At 49.2% G+C, this 14,055-nt stretch carries 16 protein-coding genes; 12 read left to right on the top strand and 4 right to left on the bottom strand.

Annotated elements, in window-relative coordinates; all coding sequences use genetic code 11:
* The first annotated feature begins 96 nt into the window (after positions 1-96).
* The 12 genes from radC (at position 97) to L972_RS21055 (ending at position 6,807) form a co-directional block, all read left to right on the top strand.
* The gene (gene radC, locus L972_RS16855; protein WP_047439732.1) at positions 97-594 is read left to right on the top strand and encodes a RadC family protein; all 498 of its coding nucleotides are present in this window, start codon (positions 97-99) and stop codon (positions 592-594) included.
* Positions 591-782: a hypothetical protein gene (locus tag L972_RS21060; RefSeq protein ID WP_081990749.1), complete on the top strand. Its 192-nt coding sequence runs from the start codon at positions 591-593 to the stop codon at positions 780-782. The genes radC and L972_RS21060 overlap by 4 nt, the downstream gene beginning before the upstream one ends.
* Positions 783-867: 85 nt before the next feature.
* Positions 868-1,374 carry a hypothetical protein gene (locus L972_RS16845; RefSeq protein ID WP_047439728.1) on the top strand — a complete coding sequence of 169 codons (507 nt, stop codon included), beginning with the start codon at positions 868-870 and terminating at the stop codon, positions 1,372-1,374.
* Complete coding sequence (locus tag L972_RS16840) at positions 1,374-1,589, top strand: hypothetical protein (protein WP_047439726.1); 216 nt, start codon at positions 1,374-1,376, stop codon at positions 1,587-1,589. The genes L972_RS16845 and L972_RS16840 overlap by 1 nt, the downstream gene beginning before the upstream one ends.
* Positions 1,586-1,948, top strand: coding sequence for a hypothetical protein (locus L972_RS16835; protein ID WP_047439725.1), 363 nt, complete (start codon positions 1,586-1,588; stop codon positions 1,946-1,948). The genes L972_RS16840 and L972_RS16835 overlap by 4 nt, the downstream gene beginning before the upstream one ends.
* A gap of 80 nt (positions 1,949-2,028) precedes the next feature.
* Positions 2,029-2,571, top strand: a complete 543-nt coding sequence (locus tag L972_RS16830; protein WP_047439723.1) for a hypothetical protein — start codon at positions 2,029-2,031, stop codon at positions 2,569-2,571.
* Position 2,572: 1 nt separating this feature from the next.
* On the top strand, positions 2,573-2,914 hold the full coding sequence (locus L972_RS16825) for a hypothetical protein (protein ID WP_047439720.1): 342 nt from the start codon (positions 2,573-2,575) through the stop codon (positions 2,912-2,914).
* A 30-nt stretch (positions 2,915-2,944) separates the two neighbouring features.
* Entirely contained in the window at positions 2,945-3,241 is a 297-nt protein-coding gene (locus L972_RS16820; protein WP_047439718.1) for a hypothetical protein, read from the top strand.
* A gap of 116 nt (positions 3,242-3,357) precedes the next feature.
* Positions 3,358-3,645, top strand: a complete 288-nt coding sequence (locus L972_RS16815; RefSeq protein ID WP_231560941.1) for a hypothetical protein — start codon at positions 3,358-3,360, stop codon at positions 3,643-3,645.
* 2 nt (positions 3,646-3,647) lie between these two features.
* On the top strand, positions 3,648-4,055 hold the full coding sequence (locus L972_RS16810) for a type IV toxin-antitoxin system YeeU family antitoxin (RefSeq protein ID WP_081990748.1): 408 nt from the start codon (positions 3,648-3,650) through the stop codon (positions 4,053-4,055).
* 478 nt (positions 4,056-4,533) lie between these two features.
* Positions 4,534-4,806: a hypothetical protein gene (locus tag L972_RS16805; RefSeq protein WP_047439716.1), complete on the top strand. Its 273-nt coding sequence runs from the start codon at positions 4,534-4,536 to the stop codon at positions 4,804-4,806.
* A 423-nt stretch (positions 4,807-5,229) separates the two neighbouring features.
* Positions 5,230-6,807: a DNA cytosine methyltransferase gene (locus L972_RS21055; protein ID WP_081990747.1), complete on the top strand. Its 1,578-nt coding sequence runs from the start codon at positions 5,230-5,232 to the stop codon at positions 6,805-6,807.
* Positions 6,808-6,921: 114 nt separating this feature from the next.
* Here L972_RS21055 and L972_RS16795 read toward each other — a convergent pair whose 3' ends face one another.
* From L972_RS16795 to L972_RS16780, 4 genes are all read right to left on the bottom strand, one after another.
* Complete coding sequence (locus L972_RS16795; protein WP_047439711.1) at positions 6,922-8,706, bottom strand: AIPR family protein; 1,785 nt, start codon at positions 8,704-8,706, stop codon at positions 6,922-6,924.
* On the bottom strand, positions 8,703-9,716 hold the full coding sequence (locus tag L972_RS16790; RefSeq protein ID WP_047439709.1) for a PD-(D/E)XK motif protein: 1,014 nt from the start codon (positions 9,714-9,716) through the stop codon (positions 8,703-8,705). Before L972_RS16790 ends, L972_RS16795 begins: the two co-directional genes overlap by 4 nt.
* The gene (locus L972_RS16785) at positions 9,700-12,609 is read right to left on the bottom strand and encodes a Z1 domain-containing protein (protein WP_047439707.1); all 2,910 of its coding nucleotides are present in this window, start codon (positions 12,607-12,609) and stop codon (positions 9,700-9,702) included. The genes L972_RS16790 and L972_RS16785 overlap by 17 nt, the downstream gene beginning before the upstream one ends.
* The coding region (locus L972_RS16780; protein ID WP_047439705.1) for an ATP-binding protein at positions 12,606-14,055 on the bottom strand (1,450 nt) is incomplete at its 5' end. The genes L972_RS16780 and L972_RS16785, both read right to left, overlap by 4 nt.

The raw sequence follows: 14,055 nt of genomic DNA, 5'->3' as shown, positions 1-14,055 counted from the left end.
AACTGAACACCCCTCACAGTGAACCAACAACCTCTTTGCCTTTAACCCCGGCACGCAGGAAGCATGTCGGGGTTTTGTTTATTTGGAGAACCCCACATGCGTTACCACAAACTCAAAGCCGGGGAATGCCCCGGCACTTATGTCGTCACCGAACCGGTGACCGAGCAAGACCTGCTGCGTATCGCCAACCAGATTGCCCGCAAGCGCCTGGCCAAAGGCACTGCCATCACCAGTACTACAGAGGCTGCCGAGCGACTGCAAACCCTGCTGCAAGACCGGGAGCATGAGGTGTTTGGGGCACTGTTTCTCGACTCCCGGCATCGCGTGTTGGCTTTTGAGGAGCTGTTTCGTGGCACCTTGGACAGCGCCAGCATCTACCCACGGGAAGTGGTCAAGCGGGCCCTGCTACTCAACTGCGGGGCCATCATCGCGGTGCACAATCACCCAAGCGGTGACCCGGAACCCAGCCAATCAGACCGGGGCTTTACCCAAGCCCTCAAAGAGGCCTTGGCCTTAGTCGATATCCGGCTACTCGACCATCTGGTGGTCGGTGCTGAGGGCGTGGCCTCGCTGGCTGAGCGAGGTCTGCTATGACTCTAACCCCAGGTAAGTCACACCTCACCACCCTCGATATCCTCATCGAGTTGCGCTGCTGGCTTGAAGATAACGTTCAGATGCAGGCAGAGCCCGCCATCGTGGCTCATTTGCCGAACGGCTACCTGCTCACCCAGAGCGATTGTGTCGAGGCCATCGATGCGCTGCTCCATCATCTGCGCCATTAGCCAAACTCGGATCATCAGGTCCAACGCCATCCCCCCCAAGGCCACCTCACCGAAGGTGGCCTTTTGCATTTCAAGGAGTCACCCCATGTCTGCCTTCATGATCGATCGCAAGGACTACCTGGCCTTTGCCGTTCAGTTACACCGCTTTTGCAATGCTCCGATGCCACCGCACTACACCCTAGAGCTACTGCGCACTCTCTGGTGGCTGCCGCCAGCAGACACGACCAGTACCTGGACGTGGCGGGTAGACCGACTGGCACGGCTGATGATGCTCGCCAATCGGCGGGCGGTCTGGCATCGCTATCAGTTAGGACGCCAGCAAGACCAGAAGGAACCACGCCAGCGTGGCTCAACCAAACAGGGGTCGCTCAAACCTTCCCACAGTTACCACCAGGCACCACTCACCGATAGCGAGCTGGTGGCGCTGTACAAATTCACCTGCTGCGCCCTGTATCAATCGAGCGAATGGACCGGGAGTCCTGAGCAGGCACCTCGGCTTGTGAAGGTACTACAGCAGTTGCAACAAGCTCTCGCACAAGACGTGCTGACCCGGCTGTCACTGTGGGACCAAGCCCCTTGGGGAGAGATGTGATGAATATATCCATCACCCTGACCATGACGACTTCACCACCGGACGGTACAGCCCAGATAGCTCAACGTATCGCCGATGACATGGCACACCTGCATCACCGTCTAGGAGATGGGGTGAGCGATGAACTGGGCATCAGTATCAGCTATCTGGTCGAACAGTTTGCGCTGCTGGCAGCGGCTTACCGAGCACCTGCAGAAAGGGAGAAACAACAATGATTGAGTTCAACGACAGCTTTAGCCAGGCCGCCGTAGCGGAGGCCATGTGTGCCCATCTAGCACTTGCCAAGCTCATCAGTCAGCAGTTGATGCTGCCGGGCTTTGCCTATGCCCACGATGTGGAGGGGCGACGTATTGGCGGGCCACTGGTTGCCCCCAACCCAGTACTGCACAAGACCATGCTCTTTGTCAGCCCAAGGGATATGCGTGAACACCTGCCACGTGAGATTAACTTCGCCCGCTTTCGCTGCGCCTGTAATGCAGCGGGTCAACCGGTCGGCGAGTGGCAACGGGTGATTGTCGGAGCCTACGTCAACCACGGCAGTAATGATAAGCCGGATTGGAGTAGTCACACCTGAGCCACGACCACCAGCACACACAAGACCCCATACAGCCCCTCACTCCGAGTGGGCTGTTTGCATTTGAAGGAAGCCCCATCATGCATGACTTACGTGATTACAAGACTCTATCCACCCGACAGATAACCGCCGCTATTGGTCAGCTCAACCACAACACCGCGCCGAAGATAATGACCCACCTTGCATTGCGGGCCAGACAACCACACCCGCTAGGTAATGGCCGTAGCAGAGCCAAGGCCCTCAAGCTGCTGCGCCGGGTCAAGAAGGCTCACAAGACGGGCTGTATCCAGTTTGAGCTCACCGTGACGGGTTGCCGCATCGACCGTGGCAGCCATCAGGCTGACCGTTACTACTACGACCGGACGCTGCTGGCCAAGGGCTGGCAGCAATACGACACCGAAGAGGATGCTTGGTACTTTGGCATCTGGATCCACACAGAGAAGCTGGAAACCTTTACCTACGCCGAAGGGGATACCAGCCATGTGATTGCGCCAAACGTTGAGGCGTTTCGCACTGAATTGGCGCGGCTCTACCAGTACCATCCGCAAGCCCCGGCGTTTATCAGCATCGACCCGGAAGCGGGCGTTGTAACCTGCCACTTTGAAGCCAAACCGGAGGTGTGAGATGGCAAAAAACATCACCATCAAGGTGCCCGGCAAACATCCGCAAACCGGCGAGCTCACCACCTTCGAGCTCAAGGGCCAGCGCATGGATATCGACATCGGCGGGCAGACCGTGCCCTTCCTCATTCACGGGAGGGGGATAGGGACGTCGCTCACCCACATCCCGAGTGGCTACCGCATAGCCCTGCTCGGTGGCTGGCTCACTGCGCGTTACGCAATCCCTGAGAATAAGCCCAGCAGAGCAGCCTGCGCCCAGATGGCCATAGACCGACTAGTAGCCCAATACGGCTCGTTGCACCTGCTGGACCGTCTCAATTGCAAGCCGGTTATCAATCAGCTGTAACGCACAGCCCAGACAACAAGGAACGATGCAATGACCAACACCCTCCCTGCAACACCTAACCCACTGGCAGGTCATTCGGTGATGCAGATGCTGGATGTCGCCATGAGTTCCATCATCGGCGATTACGATGACGCAGACTTGGTACCGGAATGGCAATGGGTCAAGCGTATGGCCTCCCATGAACATGTCGGTGTGAAGGATGACTCCGCCTATGAGTTCACCCTGAACCTAGCCATGGAGCTCGATGCCATCCCGCCAGCACTGCAACCCTTGCTCACTGCCGCCCAGCAAGCTGGTGTGAACTACATCCTGTTTTACAACGACTAGCCACCGCGAACATATCATCGCTCATCAACAAACAACATACAGGGCCAGCCCTCACAGGCTGGCCCTTTGCATCATTGGAGTCACCGAACATAACCCGTCTTATCACCGGGCTTGAGGTGCATCGCTATGCCCCCGAGCTAAACAAACTGCATCTGCGCAACCGCCAGACGTTACCCGCCCCCGGCATCACCACCATCAAAGAGGCCAAAGCACGCCTGTTTAGCCGCTGGCAGCTAGGGCATCAGGTGACCATCACCGTGAGCCATCCCAACTACATCAATCTCTCCCGGCTTTATCGGGGGAGGCTAGCAAGCCTGACAGACCTCCCAGAACACCTGGCCAGACTACGCCAGCGCCACAACGTGCCTGGCACTATCATCCACACCCAGTTGAGGTATCGCTAATCATGACCACGACCCACCCCACATGCTCTGCCACACACTCCCCAGAGCTCCAGACTCTCACACCGCTCCCCAGCATCAGCTGGGGCCTTCCGCGTGATATCTCCCCACGCTTTGGCGCTCGTCTGATACAGAGCCGCTACCAACTCGATTTTCTACCCGATCGAGCCAGTCTGATCGGTGACTGGAGTGAGGTGCAGATAGCCAAGCTCGACCTGGCTTTCCCGGAGATCATCAAGGCTCTGGAAGCCAAGCTGCTGACCGGCGAGCTGGATGCCCAGCATCAGCACTGCATCACTATCCAGCACTGCGGCTTTACCTGCGAAGCCGATACCCTTGGCAGCTACGGCTATGTCTATATCGCGATTTACCCTGCAATAAGCGCGGACATCACGCACTACGCCAAGGCGTGATCGCATATCCACTGGTGGCCACACTAACACCGTGGTTATGATTCACTTCTGAGTCACCCAACTAAGAGAACTGCTGATCACCTATTACCACATGCCTCTGACTAACTACGCCAAGAAAACTCTGACGGCCTGAACACCACCAACTAACCCAGCGTTTTTCCCCTTTACTAAATACCTCTCCAACCCTGCCGCACCCCACGCGGTGGGGCGATGGCGTATGGAGCACCATCATGTTGCATCACAAACTGATCGCCGGGGAGCAACCCGGCACCTATCTCCTCACCGCTCTGGTTAACGAAGATGAGCTGTTGACGATCGCCAGCCAGACTGATCTCCAGACATAGGCAAAGAGTACGGTTATTATCGATGAATATTTGTTACAGTAGGAATTGTAAGTGCGATAGAGGTCATAACCCTTCTTCGCCTTCATTACGGATTAAACATATTTAAGTATAAGTCAATATCAAAGGGATATAAAATGGGCAACACTAATAAAATTGACATTCTAAACCAAAACTTTCCCATGATCGGTTTGTCTGCTGATTGGATATTCCAGACATGGTTAATAAATGGAAGTGAAAACAATGGGACCGTTATCTTTGAAAATGAGGACAGAGAATGCTATGAAGTTATTGCGTTTTATTATAAAAACGAAGACCGCCATGAAACAGTGTTATTTTCAGGGGGGTTGACAGACGTTAAAAAATATTCCATCAACATCCTAAAAATCTCTTTTGAAAAAACAAAATAATTTTTCATACAGATGAAATTTGCAAATATATTGTCAACACATAACCATTACAATAAATTCCAAGTTGCTATTAACCTGCCTAATTAATCGTGCGAAAACATGGCGAAAGCAACGATGTAAAGCCCTCTATATACATCAAGCTGGGCGAATACTTACCAGCTTAGCTCAGATGGATAACTTAACACTTAGTAGTAAGCGAGTCGTAGCCATGTTGTCCCAAGAAAGCCTTCATAAGGCCATGGCACCGACGTCATGCATCATACAGAACCGACTGAACAACCTTTTCCAGCATACATCCGATGTTACGGGACCCTTCCATGAGCCTTACGCAAGGCTTTTTATCGACAAGAGCCACGCTTTGGCTTCCCGTTCGCGCATCTTCCTGGTATCTTTGTTAGCTGATCAAAAACACAGTATTAGACCATGAACACCGTTTTATCACCGATCCCAATTATCGATTTATTTGCTGGTCCAGGAGGCCTAGGCGAAGGTTTCTCTTCACTTAATGAAGGTTCTTCCTTCCAGATTATGGTCTCTGCAGAGAAGGATCCTGTTGCCCACCAGACTCTAAGACTCAGGGCCTACTACCGATTACTCAAAAGCAACTTTCCTGATGGGTTATCAGATTACTATCAGTTTTGCAATGGGAAATCACCTCATCCTTTCACTGAGAGAACCCATGAGTATTGGGAACGAGCAAATCATGAAGCGATGTGTATTGCTATCGGTAGTGATAAGGGGAATGCAGCCCTTGATTCAGCAATTACAGCTGCATTAGGAAATAAAGATTTACCATGGGTTCTAATTGGCGGACCTCCATGTCAAGCATATTCTCTTGCTGGGCGTTCGAGGAATAAAGGTAACTCTAACTATATACCCGAAGATGATTCTAGGCACTTCCTATACTTGGAGTATTTAAGAATCATAAAAAACAATAAACCAGATATTTTTGTCATGGAGAACGTGAAGGGTATTCTATCATCAAAAATAAATGGTGGTTTGATTTTTCATCAAATCCTCAGAGATCTTGCAAACCCTAGCATGGCATTGGATAAAAAAGATAATGGCTTACGATATAATATCGTATCTCTTGTCAATGATGAAACATTCATGGATGGTGATGACCCACAAAAAATAGATGCAACTAATTTCATTATTCGTTCCGAAGACTATGGAATACCCCAGGCTCGTCATCGAGTAATTCTACTCGGTATCAGAGAAGATCGTTTTAGCCATAATTTACCTAAGCTAAAAAAAGAGAATCGGATTACAGTTAATAATGCTATCGGTAATCTACCCCCATTACGCAGTAAATTAAGTCGAGAAGATGACTCTGCTACTGCATGGGAACAAAAAATCCGAGAAGGATTAAAACAACTTGCAAACAATGCAATTAAAGAATCCAAACTCACTACAGATCTGATAGATAATATTCGTAAAACAGCTGATTTTCTTCAAAACGTTGATACAGGTTCTCTCCAATATCCAAGAGAGAAAAATGAAGGTACTACTGGTATTAGTGAACTTGACAAATGGTTCAATGATGACCGACTGAAAGTTTGGCTGAACCACGAAACCAGAGGTCATAGAATTGATGATTTGATTCGATACGGATTTGCTGCATGTTTTGCTAAAATAGAAGGAAGATCGCCAAAGGGACACAAAGAATTTTGTCTTGACTCCTTAGCTCCTGCGCACAAGAATTGGGAAAGTGGGCATTTTTCGGATCGGTTCCGAGTTCAACTTTCTGATGCCCCTTCTACAACAATTACAAGTCATATATCTAAAGATGGGCATTACTTCATTCATCCTGATCCGACACAGTGTCGCAGCCTCACAGTAAGAGAGGCTGCTCGCTTACAAACATTTCCTGATAATTATTTTTTCCAAGGTGGGCGCACTCAGCAATATCATCAAGTGGGCAACGCAGTTCCCCCCCTATTGGCAAACAAAATTGCTCGTTTGGTGTTAGACATTATGCAACAATCTTATATTGATTAAAGCTGATGTCTTACCTGTGCCAGAAAAATATAAAAAATCATCATACTAGGGCTTGGCTTTACCAAGCCCTAGTATAGAAATCAATACGATTATTTTGATTGAACTATGTGACTATCAATATTCATAACGACGTAACTCTGGTATTTCAACTATTGGCTTAGAGAATGGACGAGAAAACATAGCCTCTCGACATTCAGGCCTCTTCGCCCACTCAGAGATCATCTTTCCATTGGCTGTTTCATGGAGACGTTCATTAACCTCACGAGCCCAAACTTCGACTTGTTCAATAAATTGCCCTGACACTCCCTGCCGAAGCCAAACCCTCTCTAGATCAAAAGAATCCCCATAGTGATCGGCAACAACTGCAACAGTGTAAGCAGCTACGTTAGCAAGGAAAGCAGAAACAAGAGGACGAGCCGTTTTGTGCACCATCTTGAAGATAATCGCTTTAGCAACCAATGCTTTAAAATATATCGTATCGGGTAAAATAGGCTTTCCAGCAACTTCGGCTTCACCAAGAGCAGCCATAAATCGATCAAAACACTTCTGCGTTCCTAGACTGACTATATCTGGCCTAATATCCCAAGCCATAATATATTTAGCCAACTCCGTCTTGGTTATCTTACGCGATGTTGGCACTGCTGCTTTCAGGTCCCGAAGGCGAGCTGGAGTTGATCCCTCGCGGGCGAGAAGTGTATTGTAACTCCCAGCAGCTCGTTCATAGAACCAGCGACCTTCACCATCAGGACAGTAGACGGTTAATGACTGTCTCTCCACATCCACATGGAAGGGTTTATTCGCTGACAGGTCAGATTGCCGTACTGCATTCTGTGAATTAGCATATCGAGAAATATCGGAAACAAGTGATTCCTCTTTTGTTGGATCACTCTCCTTAATTATAATTATTTTGGCGGGAACTCTGACTTTGCTCAGGTCAGTATCTGGAAACTTCTTACTCGCAAAGTAAATAGAAGCTGTAGTCTGCCCTCCATTTACTATTTGCATCCCTCGCAACCACACAATTCCTGGAGAACCATCTTTGGCACGGTCTAGCTGCATCTCGTCAGCTACAAGGACAATGCCATTGTTGAAAGCCATAAACCGCTCGGGTGCTGCACGCAAAGTACTCTGTATACCTTGGTTCACGCCTTTAGACTTAACACTTAAAAATGAGCGTACATTAGCTTCAAGAAGTCTAGGGCCGAACTTTTCGTAAACAAAACGCAACGCTTCTCCAGGAATAGCTGTCAATGCATAATCGTAATCACCGGTTTGCCCTGGGACATAGACACAGGGAAGTGGTGAGCCAGATACCTCATTAAAGTCAATTACAAGCTCATCACGCGGCTTACCTTCAGAACGATGTCGAAAGAGCCTTTCAATATCCATAACTTCTAGCCGAACTGTCTTTCCACCGACTTCACGAGACTTGAAACTCTTAGATTTGGCAATTCCATCAGTGAGAACGAATACACGAACTTGTTCCAAGCTGTTGTATTTCTCGCTGATAGTTAAAGCTAATGAATAGGCATCACTTGTTGGGTCTAGCTTGCTAAGAAGACGCCCTGTGGCACAAAGATCAAGAAAGCGGACACACTGTTGAGCAGCCATCTTGGTGTCTTGTTCCTGAATAGGAGTTGGAACCTCGAACCCTTCATAAAGACTGACGAACAAGTCAAGTTGATCTGCATCATCTGAAATTGCGTAACCGCTCAGCCTTAGATTTGCATTACCAACCTTTCCTTTAAAATGACAGATAACAGGCTCAGAAGTCATCCCTGCATCCATGAGGTGTTGCATCACAACCTCACAGAAGACTAGCTCCGTAAAAGCTGCGCCTTCACTTATCTGAGCTGCGATTTCAGTCCTTGTCTCAGACAAAAACTCATCAAGGGTCATCCGGCTACTCCTAGTTTTTTAATGGCCACATCAAGGTCAATGAGAAAATCCCCGACATGCTCCAAATTTATTTCATACAAAGCATGCGTAACCCCAAATGGAACAGAGCCTGAGGTCATACGTGGAAAACCTTCAGATACGGAAAAGAACAGTCGATCTTTCAATTTGAATCTGCGAGTGTATTCATTTCTGTGTGCTTCAGTGAATCCCGCACACATAAGTTGCTCATAAAGAATACTTATCGCTATTGGCTCTTCTTTAAGACGTTGCTCTATCTGAGCAATCATCTCAGGCAAAGTCAGTCCACTCTCTAGGTTGGCAAACCTAACCGCAGCAAGGAACAGCGGTGATGCTACCGCATCGTCCAACTGCTCCAAAGAGCCTATTTTCACCGGGAACCCGGACGCAGACATGGTCGCCTTCACCTCGATAGCCCCATCACCTAGAAGGAAGTCCTGAGGTGCATCATTGGGTCCAACCCATCCCTTTAGGACTTCCATTGGTGGCACACACGCATCAAGAAGGGCCGTAATAATACAAAGTTCCCCCACCAAACCCAGCTCCGCTTCAGGGCTGAGATGTCCAGAATGTCGAGACATAAACTGCTGCCAAGCGAGCACACGTCTTATCAGAAGTCTTAAAAGACTAGACTCCGAAACGCGATCAGCTGCGGCTTCGTCGACTGCCCCGACGACATCACACACCATTGAGACAAATAGTCCAAGGTCACCCTCACCTTGCCTAGTGAGCGCCAATATGATCCCACCCTGTTCTGTAGCCCCCGCTTTCTCGACCAAAAAACCTTTCCCCTCAGGCAACCGCTCAGTGCGAGCTAACTTCGCAGTAGGGAAAGTGAAAAGGACGGCCTCAGTATTATTCGGCGAGCACCGTCCAGCCTGAACTCCAACTGGACCTGCAGATGGTAGCGATATAGCCTGCCAGCCTAAAGACTCGCTATCGCACGATAGAGACAACCATGCCAGATTAAATTCCTCACTCGGACGGGCCATATTCTTGCATCCAATAAAGTAGGTTGACTTCATACTCGACTTTGATTGCCCTATCGCTGGCAGGGAAAGCAATGGCGAATGCCATGATTGGTTTGGTCCATCCCGGAACAATTACATCCTTCTGCTTTTTGTCCTTGTAAATATAAGGAGAAAGCGGATAAAGCAAGAGCAAGCCCCGATTAGTCTCATTTCCCAGTTTTCCACGAATCTCACGAATACCTTTACCACTAGGGAAACTTGGCTGCTTTTCACGCCCCCTAGCTGGGTCAGGCTTCCAAGCCGCACGAGTCAAATTCAGCGCTTTTTGCCAAACATCATCATCAAGATCGATACTCTCATCTTTCGGATCGGTAAGCACACCGATAGCGAAATTTCTCGGGTCCTGCAATCTGGGATCTTCCGGATCATCCGTTTTACGAATGAAATAATTTTTCGACGACTGCCCACCCGGGAATATATGCTCATCCCCAGCCCCCTCTCCTCCACCGAGGAGAGCAACACTCCATTTAGTCAGCTCTCCGATTTCAACCATTTTCGAGATAAATTCAGATAGCACTGCGGCCTTGGCACTAGTGGCATTGGGATGAGTAGTGTAGTCACCAAGAAAGGCCGTAATGTTGGAAACGTCAACGTTCTTCCAGAGACGGGCACCGGGCCAAGAGTTTGGCTCACCTTCTCGCTCATATTTCGGCGACTCCTTGCAAGCCTCCCCAAGCGACAAGACAAGGGCGTCCGTAGCATCTAGATTCAGCTGCTGAATCTTAGCGTCGCGATGGAAGAGGATCGTCTGAGGACGCGTTCCACTGTAGCTTAGAGAAAGAGTCTGCGCATTTCTCATTTTCAAGGGAGAGGTTACCGTCATAACCTCATGCGACATAACTTTTAGACCATATTGCTCGGGGGTAAGCTTAGCCTCAGCCATGAAATCAAACTCATCACGAAGCTCCTCTGAAGCATCAGCAATGTGCCCAAACCACCGGACCAAATCGGGAGATGTATATAGCCGGCACAAATCCAGATAGCCCGGACGATAACCAAACCAACGCCCCATTTGCATGAGTGTGTCGTACATTTTAGTGGTACGGACGAAGTAGCTCACACAGAGCCCTTCTAGAGTTAGCCCACGGGCAAGCTTGTCCCCCCCTACGGCTATAACTTTCAAAGCCGCACCTGGCGTCGCATAATCCAACGCATCCTTGGCTGTTCCATTAATAGAACGAACCTCTATATCCTCCAACACCTCAGGGAGGACGGCGAGAAGATCTTGCCAAGTTGGCATTTCTGATGGACATTCCTCCTTTGGTGATAACTCAGCCACTTCATCGCGGGTGGGGAGGAAATCATTTTCCCAAAGTCTGTGTAGCTGACCCAATATGTCATCAGCCTCCATCCCTCGGGTGATCCTCTGTCGCATGCGACGCACAGTTTTCTCAACCTGTTCCCGTACATGCCTCTGGACATCAACAAATCGGGTGACGTGAATCAACATAGAACTATGTTGATTTCCTTGACCTCGCAATTGTCGGGCGGCACATGCTAAAACAAACACATAGATTGCTTCTCGCAGAGATGGCGGAATCTCCTCCCCACCTTCGTAGATGGGAACATGAGTCTTTTTGTGCTTAGGCGGCATCCAACCCGAGTCAGATTGAATGTCATAATGGTCAACAATGTCCCTAGCAAGAGGTAGTGCCTTCGTGCGACCATCCTTCTCCATCTTCCCAAACATCCTTGCTGGACCAACGTAATTCGATGGAGCTGCAAGATTGATGATAAAAGAGCGGGGGAATAGGTCAGGTCCTTCTTTTGCAGTTGCACCCTTGTGATGAATGAATATATTTGCAAAAGGTGTCGCGGTGTAGCCTACATAAGCCTTTCTAGTGAAAGCATGAAGGATTTGTCGAATAAGGCTGTTAATGGTCTTAGGTTGATGTTCCTCATCCGGCAAACCATCATCCTTGAATATCTGTTCTCCAGTATCCACTGATGCGTTATCAGCCTCATCATCAATCATCAAAAGTGGAAGCTTAGTAACCAACTTTCGACCATCAATTGAATCCGTACTGTCAGCCACTCTTGTCTGTATCCAATTCAGCAATGCAGTCAGAACTGTTTTCTGTTTTTTAACGACGAAAAGCCATGGTCTCTCCTCGGGGGATATACCGTGGAAGTGCTTCGCAATTGTTTTACTGAAGTCGCCGTTCTCAGCTCGCGTCGTTGCGGAGTTGGTCTTTAAGTCTTCGCCAAATTCAGCAACACCTATCGGCATACCAGGATCTCGATCAACTGTCGTTTCGTAACCGAGAAATCCTTCCTCTAATCTCATTTGGGTTTGAGAGCGCAAATTATTGTGCATACCTGCTAAGACGATAATAATCTTGTAACCCGCATCAGCAGCCTTACAAATTAATCCAGAGTAATTACTCGTCTTGCCAGACTGCACATGTCCGACAACAAGCCCTCTTCGATCCCATGGGTCCGATCTTTCTGGATCTTCAAGAAGGCTCAGAATATCATCAGTAGCTTCGTTGAGCCCCTCCACTACTACGTCAGATAGTTTGGACTCCAAATAGTCACTGTATCGACGCCAGTATTGCCAATCACGTTTGCGAGCAGCAGAGAGCCAGTCGACATGATCTATATCGCTCTTCAACGTAGTCGATTTACCAATTCGGTGACTGAAGCGCTGAATCAATATGGCAACAGCTTGCTTTTGATCCACCAACTGAGGAGAGTCTCCGGCGAACATCATCGTTGCAAGGTTGACCTTTCCGGCAATAAACGCTGGAGTAATTTTGGATTGATCTTTCTCAGCTTTTACTAACCGCTGAGCAGTGGCGATGACATTTTCCAGTAGCTCGACTTGCAAACCAGCATCTTCCGTCAGATTCATACTTCTCTCCGTAAATTTGCGATCAGGGACGGGTATTTCTGAAAAGGTTCCGTTCTGAGCATCGACTTATGGGCCTCCTCGATACTCAACCCTTTGCGCTCAATCAAGTCGTTGAAAAGGACTTTAGCGACCTCCACAACAACATCATTAGGCTCTCCATCAAAGCATGTTCTAGGAGTGTCCTTATTCTCGGCTGTATCAAGCCAGATCCGCTGTACAGGGACTGTCTCCTCAACTACCCGGAGCATAGCTCTGATAAGTTCCTTACGGTCTCCACAAGCCTCTATGACTGCTGCTACGGCAGGATGTGCCTCGTCGATACGATAGCGAACACCGTTCTTAAGATGTTCGACTCGCCAAGCCTGCTCAATCGGTATTCCCCCTCCTCCTGGCATCGGGGAACCACGAAAGGCAAATACTTTACGAGCTCTTTCTCTTGTATGCTCTGCAAGCCCAACCAACCAATTGCGGACAAAAACAGGTGGTCGAGCAGTAGACTTCTTGACGTCGATCTTCCAGTCCGCATCAGCAGTATTCGGTATATCAACCCGGATTCTTGCGAGACGGTGCGATTCCTCCCTGTTCCATACCCTTCCTCTCCCCAAACCCAACCAGCTACCAGCCAAAAGAAGCCGCTTGTTACGATAGACATAAAAGCCCTGCTGGGATGTCCATCCTTCAGGCCCCCCAGCACTAATAAACTCCGTATCCGAAAGTCTGTCCTTATGCGGAAGTACATGACACTGAACCCGTATGACACCCGACGAGGTCATCCTACGTTCCACAGGAGATTCCATTGCTTTAGCTGGATGGCCGATCATGAATGGGTCCCATGGGGACACTAGCTTACTATTGATGAAAAGGGTGAAATCCGGTTGTGGCCCTTCGAGGAGACGATGGAAAATCATGGCCAAGCGAGATTCAACATCATCAACTAAGTCAGCAAAGTGCTCTAAGTCTGAACCAGAAGTGATCACTCGATCCATAATTTCCCAAAGGACGACCGTCCCCGAGTTCAGACCCATCAACGGCTCAATAAACTTCTCAGAACCGGGAGCTGGTCCCTCGAACATACGCCAACCCCCCTCGGGGTCTGCTGCTATGACATCCAGATCCCAACGCAGGCATACCAGCTCCTCACCTTCGCGCCTAGAGGCTACCGTAAGTCTACGGCACTGAGAGAATGAAGCGGTCTTCAGACCCATACCGAAGCGACCAAGATCCGTCAAAGACCGCTCATCCAAGGGGTTGATTGTCCCAAGGGTCATAGCTGCCTCAAGCTCGGAGTCAGTCATACCAGTCCCGTTGTCCAGTATCGATATTCGGCTTTCGGCACCATTCCAATCAAATTGCAGACGAACCTCAGTAGCACAAGCGGATATAGCATTGTCAACAACGTCTGCTAGGGAAGGTGCGAATAAGCGGGGAAATTCTTCTCGGCTGACT

This window comes from Aeromonas sp. ZOR0001 (assembly GCF_000801015.1).
Classification (GTDB): Bacteria; Pseudomonadota; Gammaproteobacteria; order Enterobacterales; family Aeromonadaceae; genus Aeromonas; species Aeromonas veronii.
Note: the sequence above shows the minus strand (reverse complement) of the source record. Positions and strands in the feature narration are given on the sequence as shown.

Excerpts from the sequence above, each read along its gene's own strand:
- L972_RS16785 (WP_047439707.1), bottom strand. The coding sequence starts at position 12,609 with ATGAATCTGACGGAAGATGCTGGTTTGCAAGTCGAGCTACTGGAAAAT.
- L972_RS16805 (WP_047439716.1), top strand. The coding sequence starts at position 4,534 with ATGGGCAACACTAATAAAATTGACATTCTAAACCAAAACTTTCCCATG.
- L972_RS16795 (WP_047439711.1), bottom strand. The coding sequence starts at position 8,706 with ATGACCCTTGATGAGTTTTTGTCTGAGACAAGGACTGAAATCGCAGCT.
- L972_RS16830 (WP_047439723.1), top strand. The coding sequence starts at position 2,029 with ATGCATGACTTACGTGATTACAAGACTCTATCCACCCGACAGATAACC.
- L972_RS16810 (WP_081990748.1), top strand. The coding sequence starts at position 3,648 with ATGACCACGACCCACCCCACATGCTCTGCCACACACTCCCCAGAGCTC.
- L972_RS16790 (WP_047439709.1), bottom strand. The coding sequence starts at position 9,716 with ATGGCCCGTCCGAGTGAGGAATTTAATCTGGCATGGTTGTCTCTATCG.
- L972_RS16835 (WP_047439725.1), top strand. The coding sequence starts at position 1,586 with ATGATTGAGTTCAACGACAGCTTTAGCCAGGCCGCCGTAGCGGAGGCC.
- L972_RS21060 (WP_081990749.1), top strand. The coding sequence starts at position 591 with ATGACTCTAACCCCAGGTAAGTCACACCTCACCACCCTCGATATCCTC.
- L972_RS16845 (WP_047439728.1), top strand. The coding sequence starts at position 868 with ATGTCTGCCTTCATGATCGATCGCAAGGACTACCTGGCCTTTGCCGTT.
- L972_RS21055 (WP_081990747.1), top strand. The coding sequence starts at position 5,230 with ATGAACACCGTTTTATCACCGATCCCAATTATCGATTTATTTGCTGGT.
- L972_RS16820 (WP_047439718.1), top strand. The coding sequence starts at position 2,945 with ATGACCAACACCCTCCCTGCAACACCTAACCCACTGGCAGGTCATTCG.
- L972_RS16840 (WP_047439726.1), top strand. The coding sequence starts at position 1,374 with ATGAATATATCCATCACCCTGACCATGACGACTTCACCACCGGACGGT.
- L972_RS16825 (WP_047439720.1), top strand. The coding sequence starts at position 2,573 with ATGGCAAAAAACATCACCATCAAGGTGCCCGGCAAACATCCGCAAACC.
- radC (WP_047439732.1), top strand. The coding sequence starts at position 97 with ATGCGTTACCACAAACTCAAAGCCGGGGAATGCCCCGGCACTTATGTC.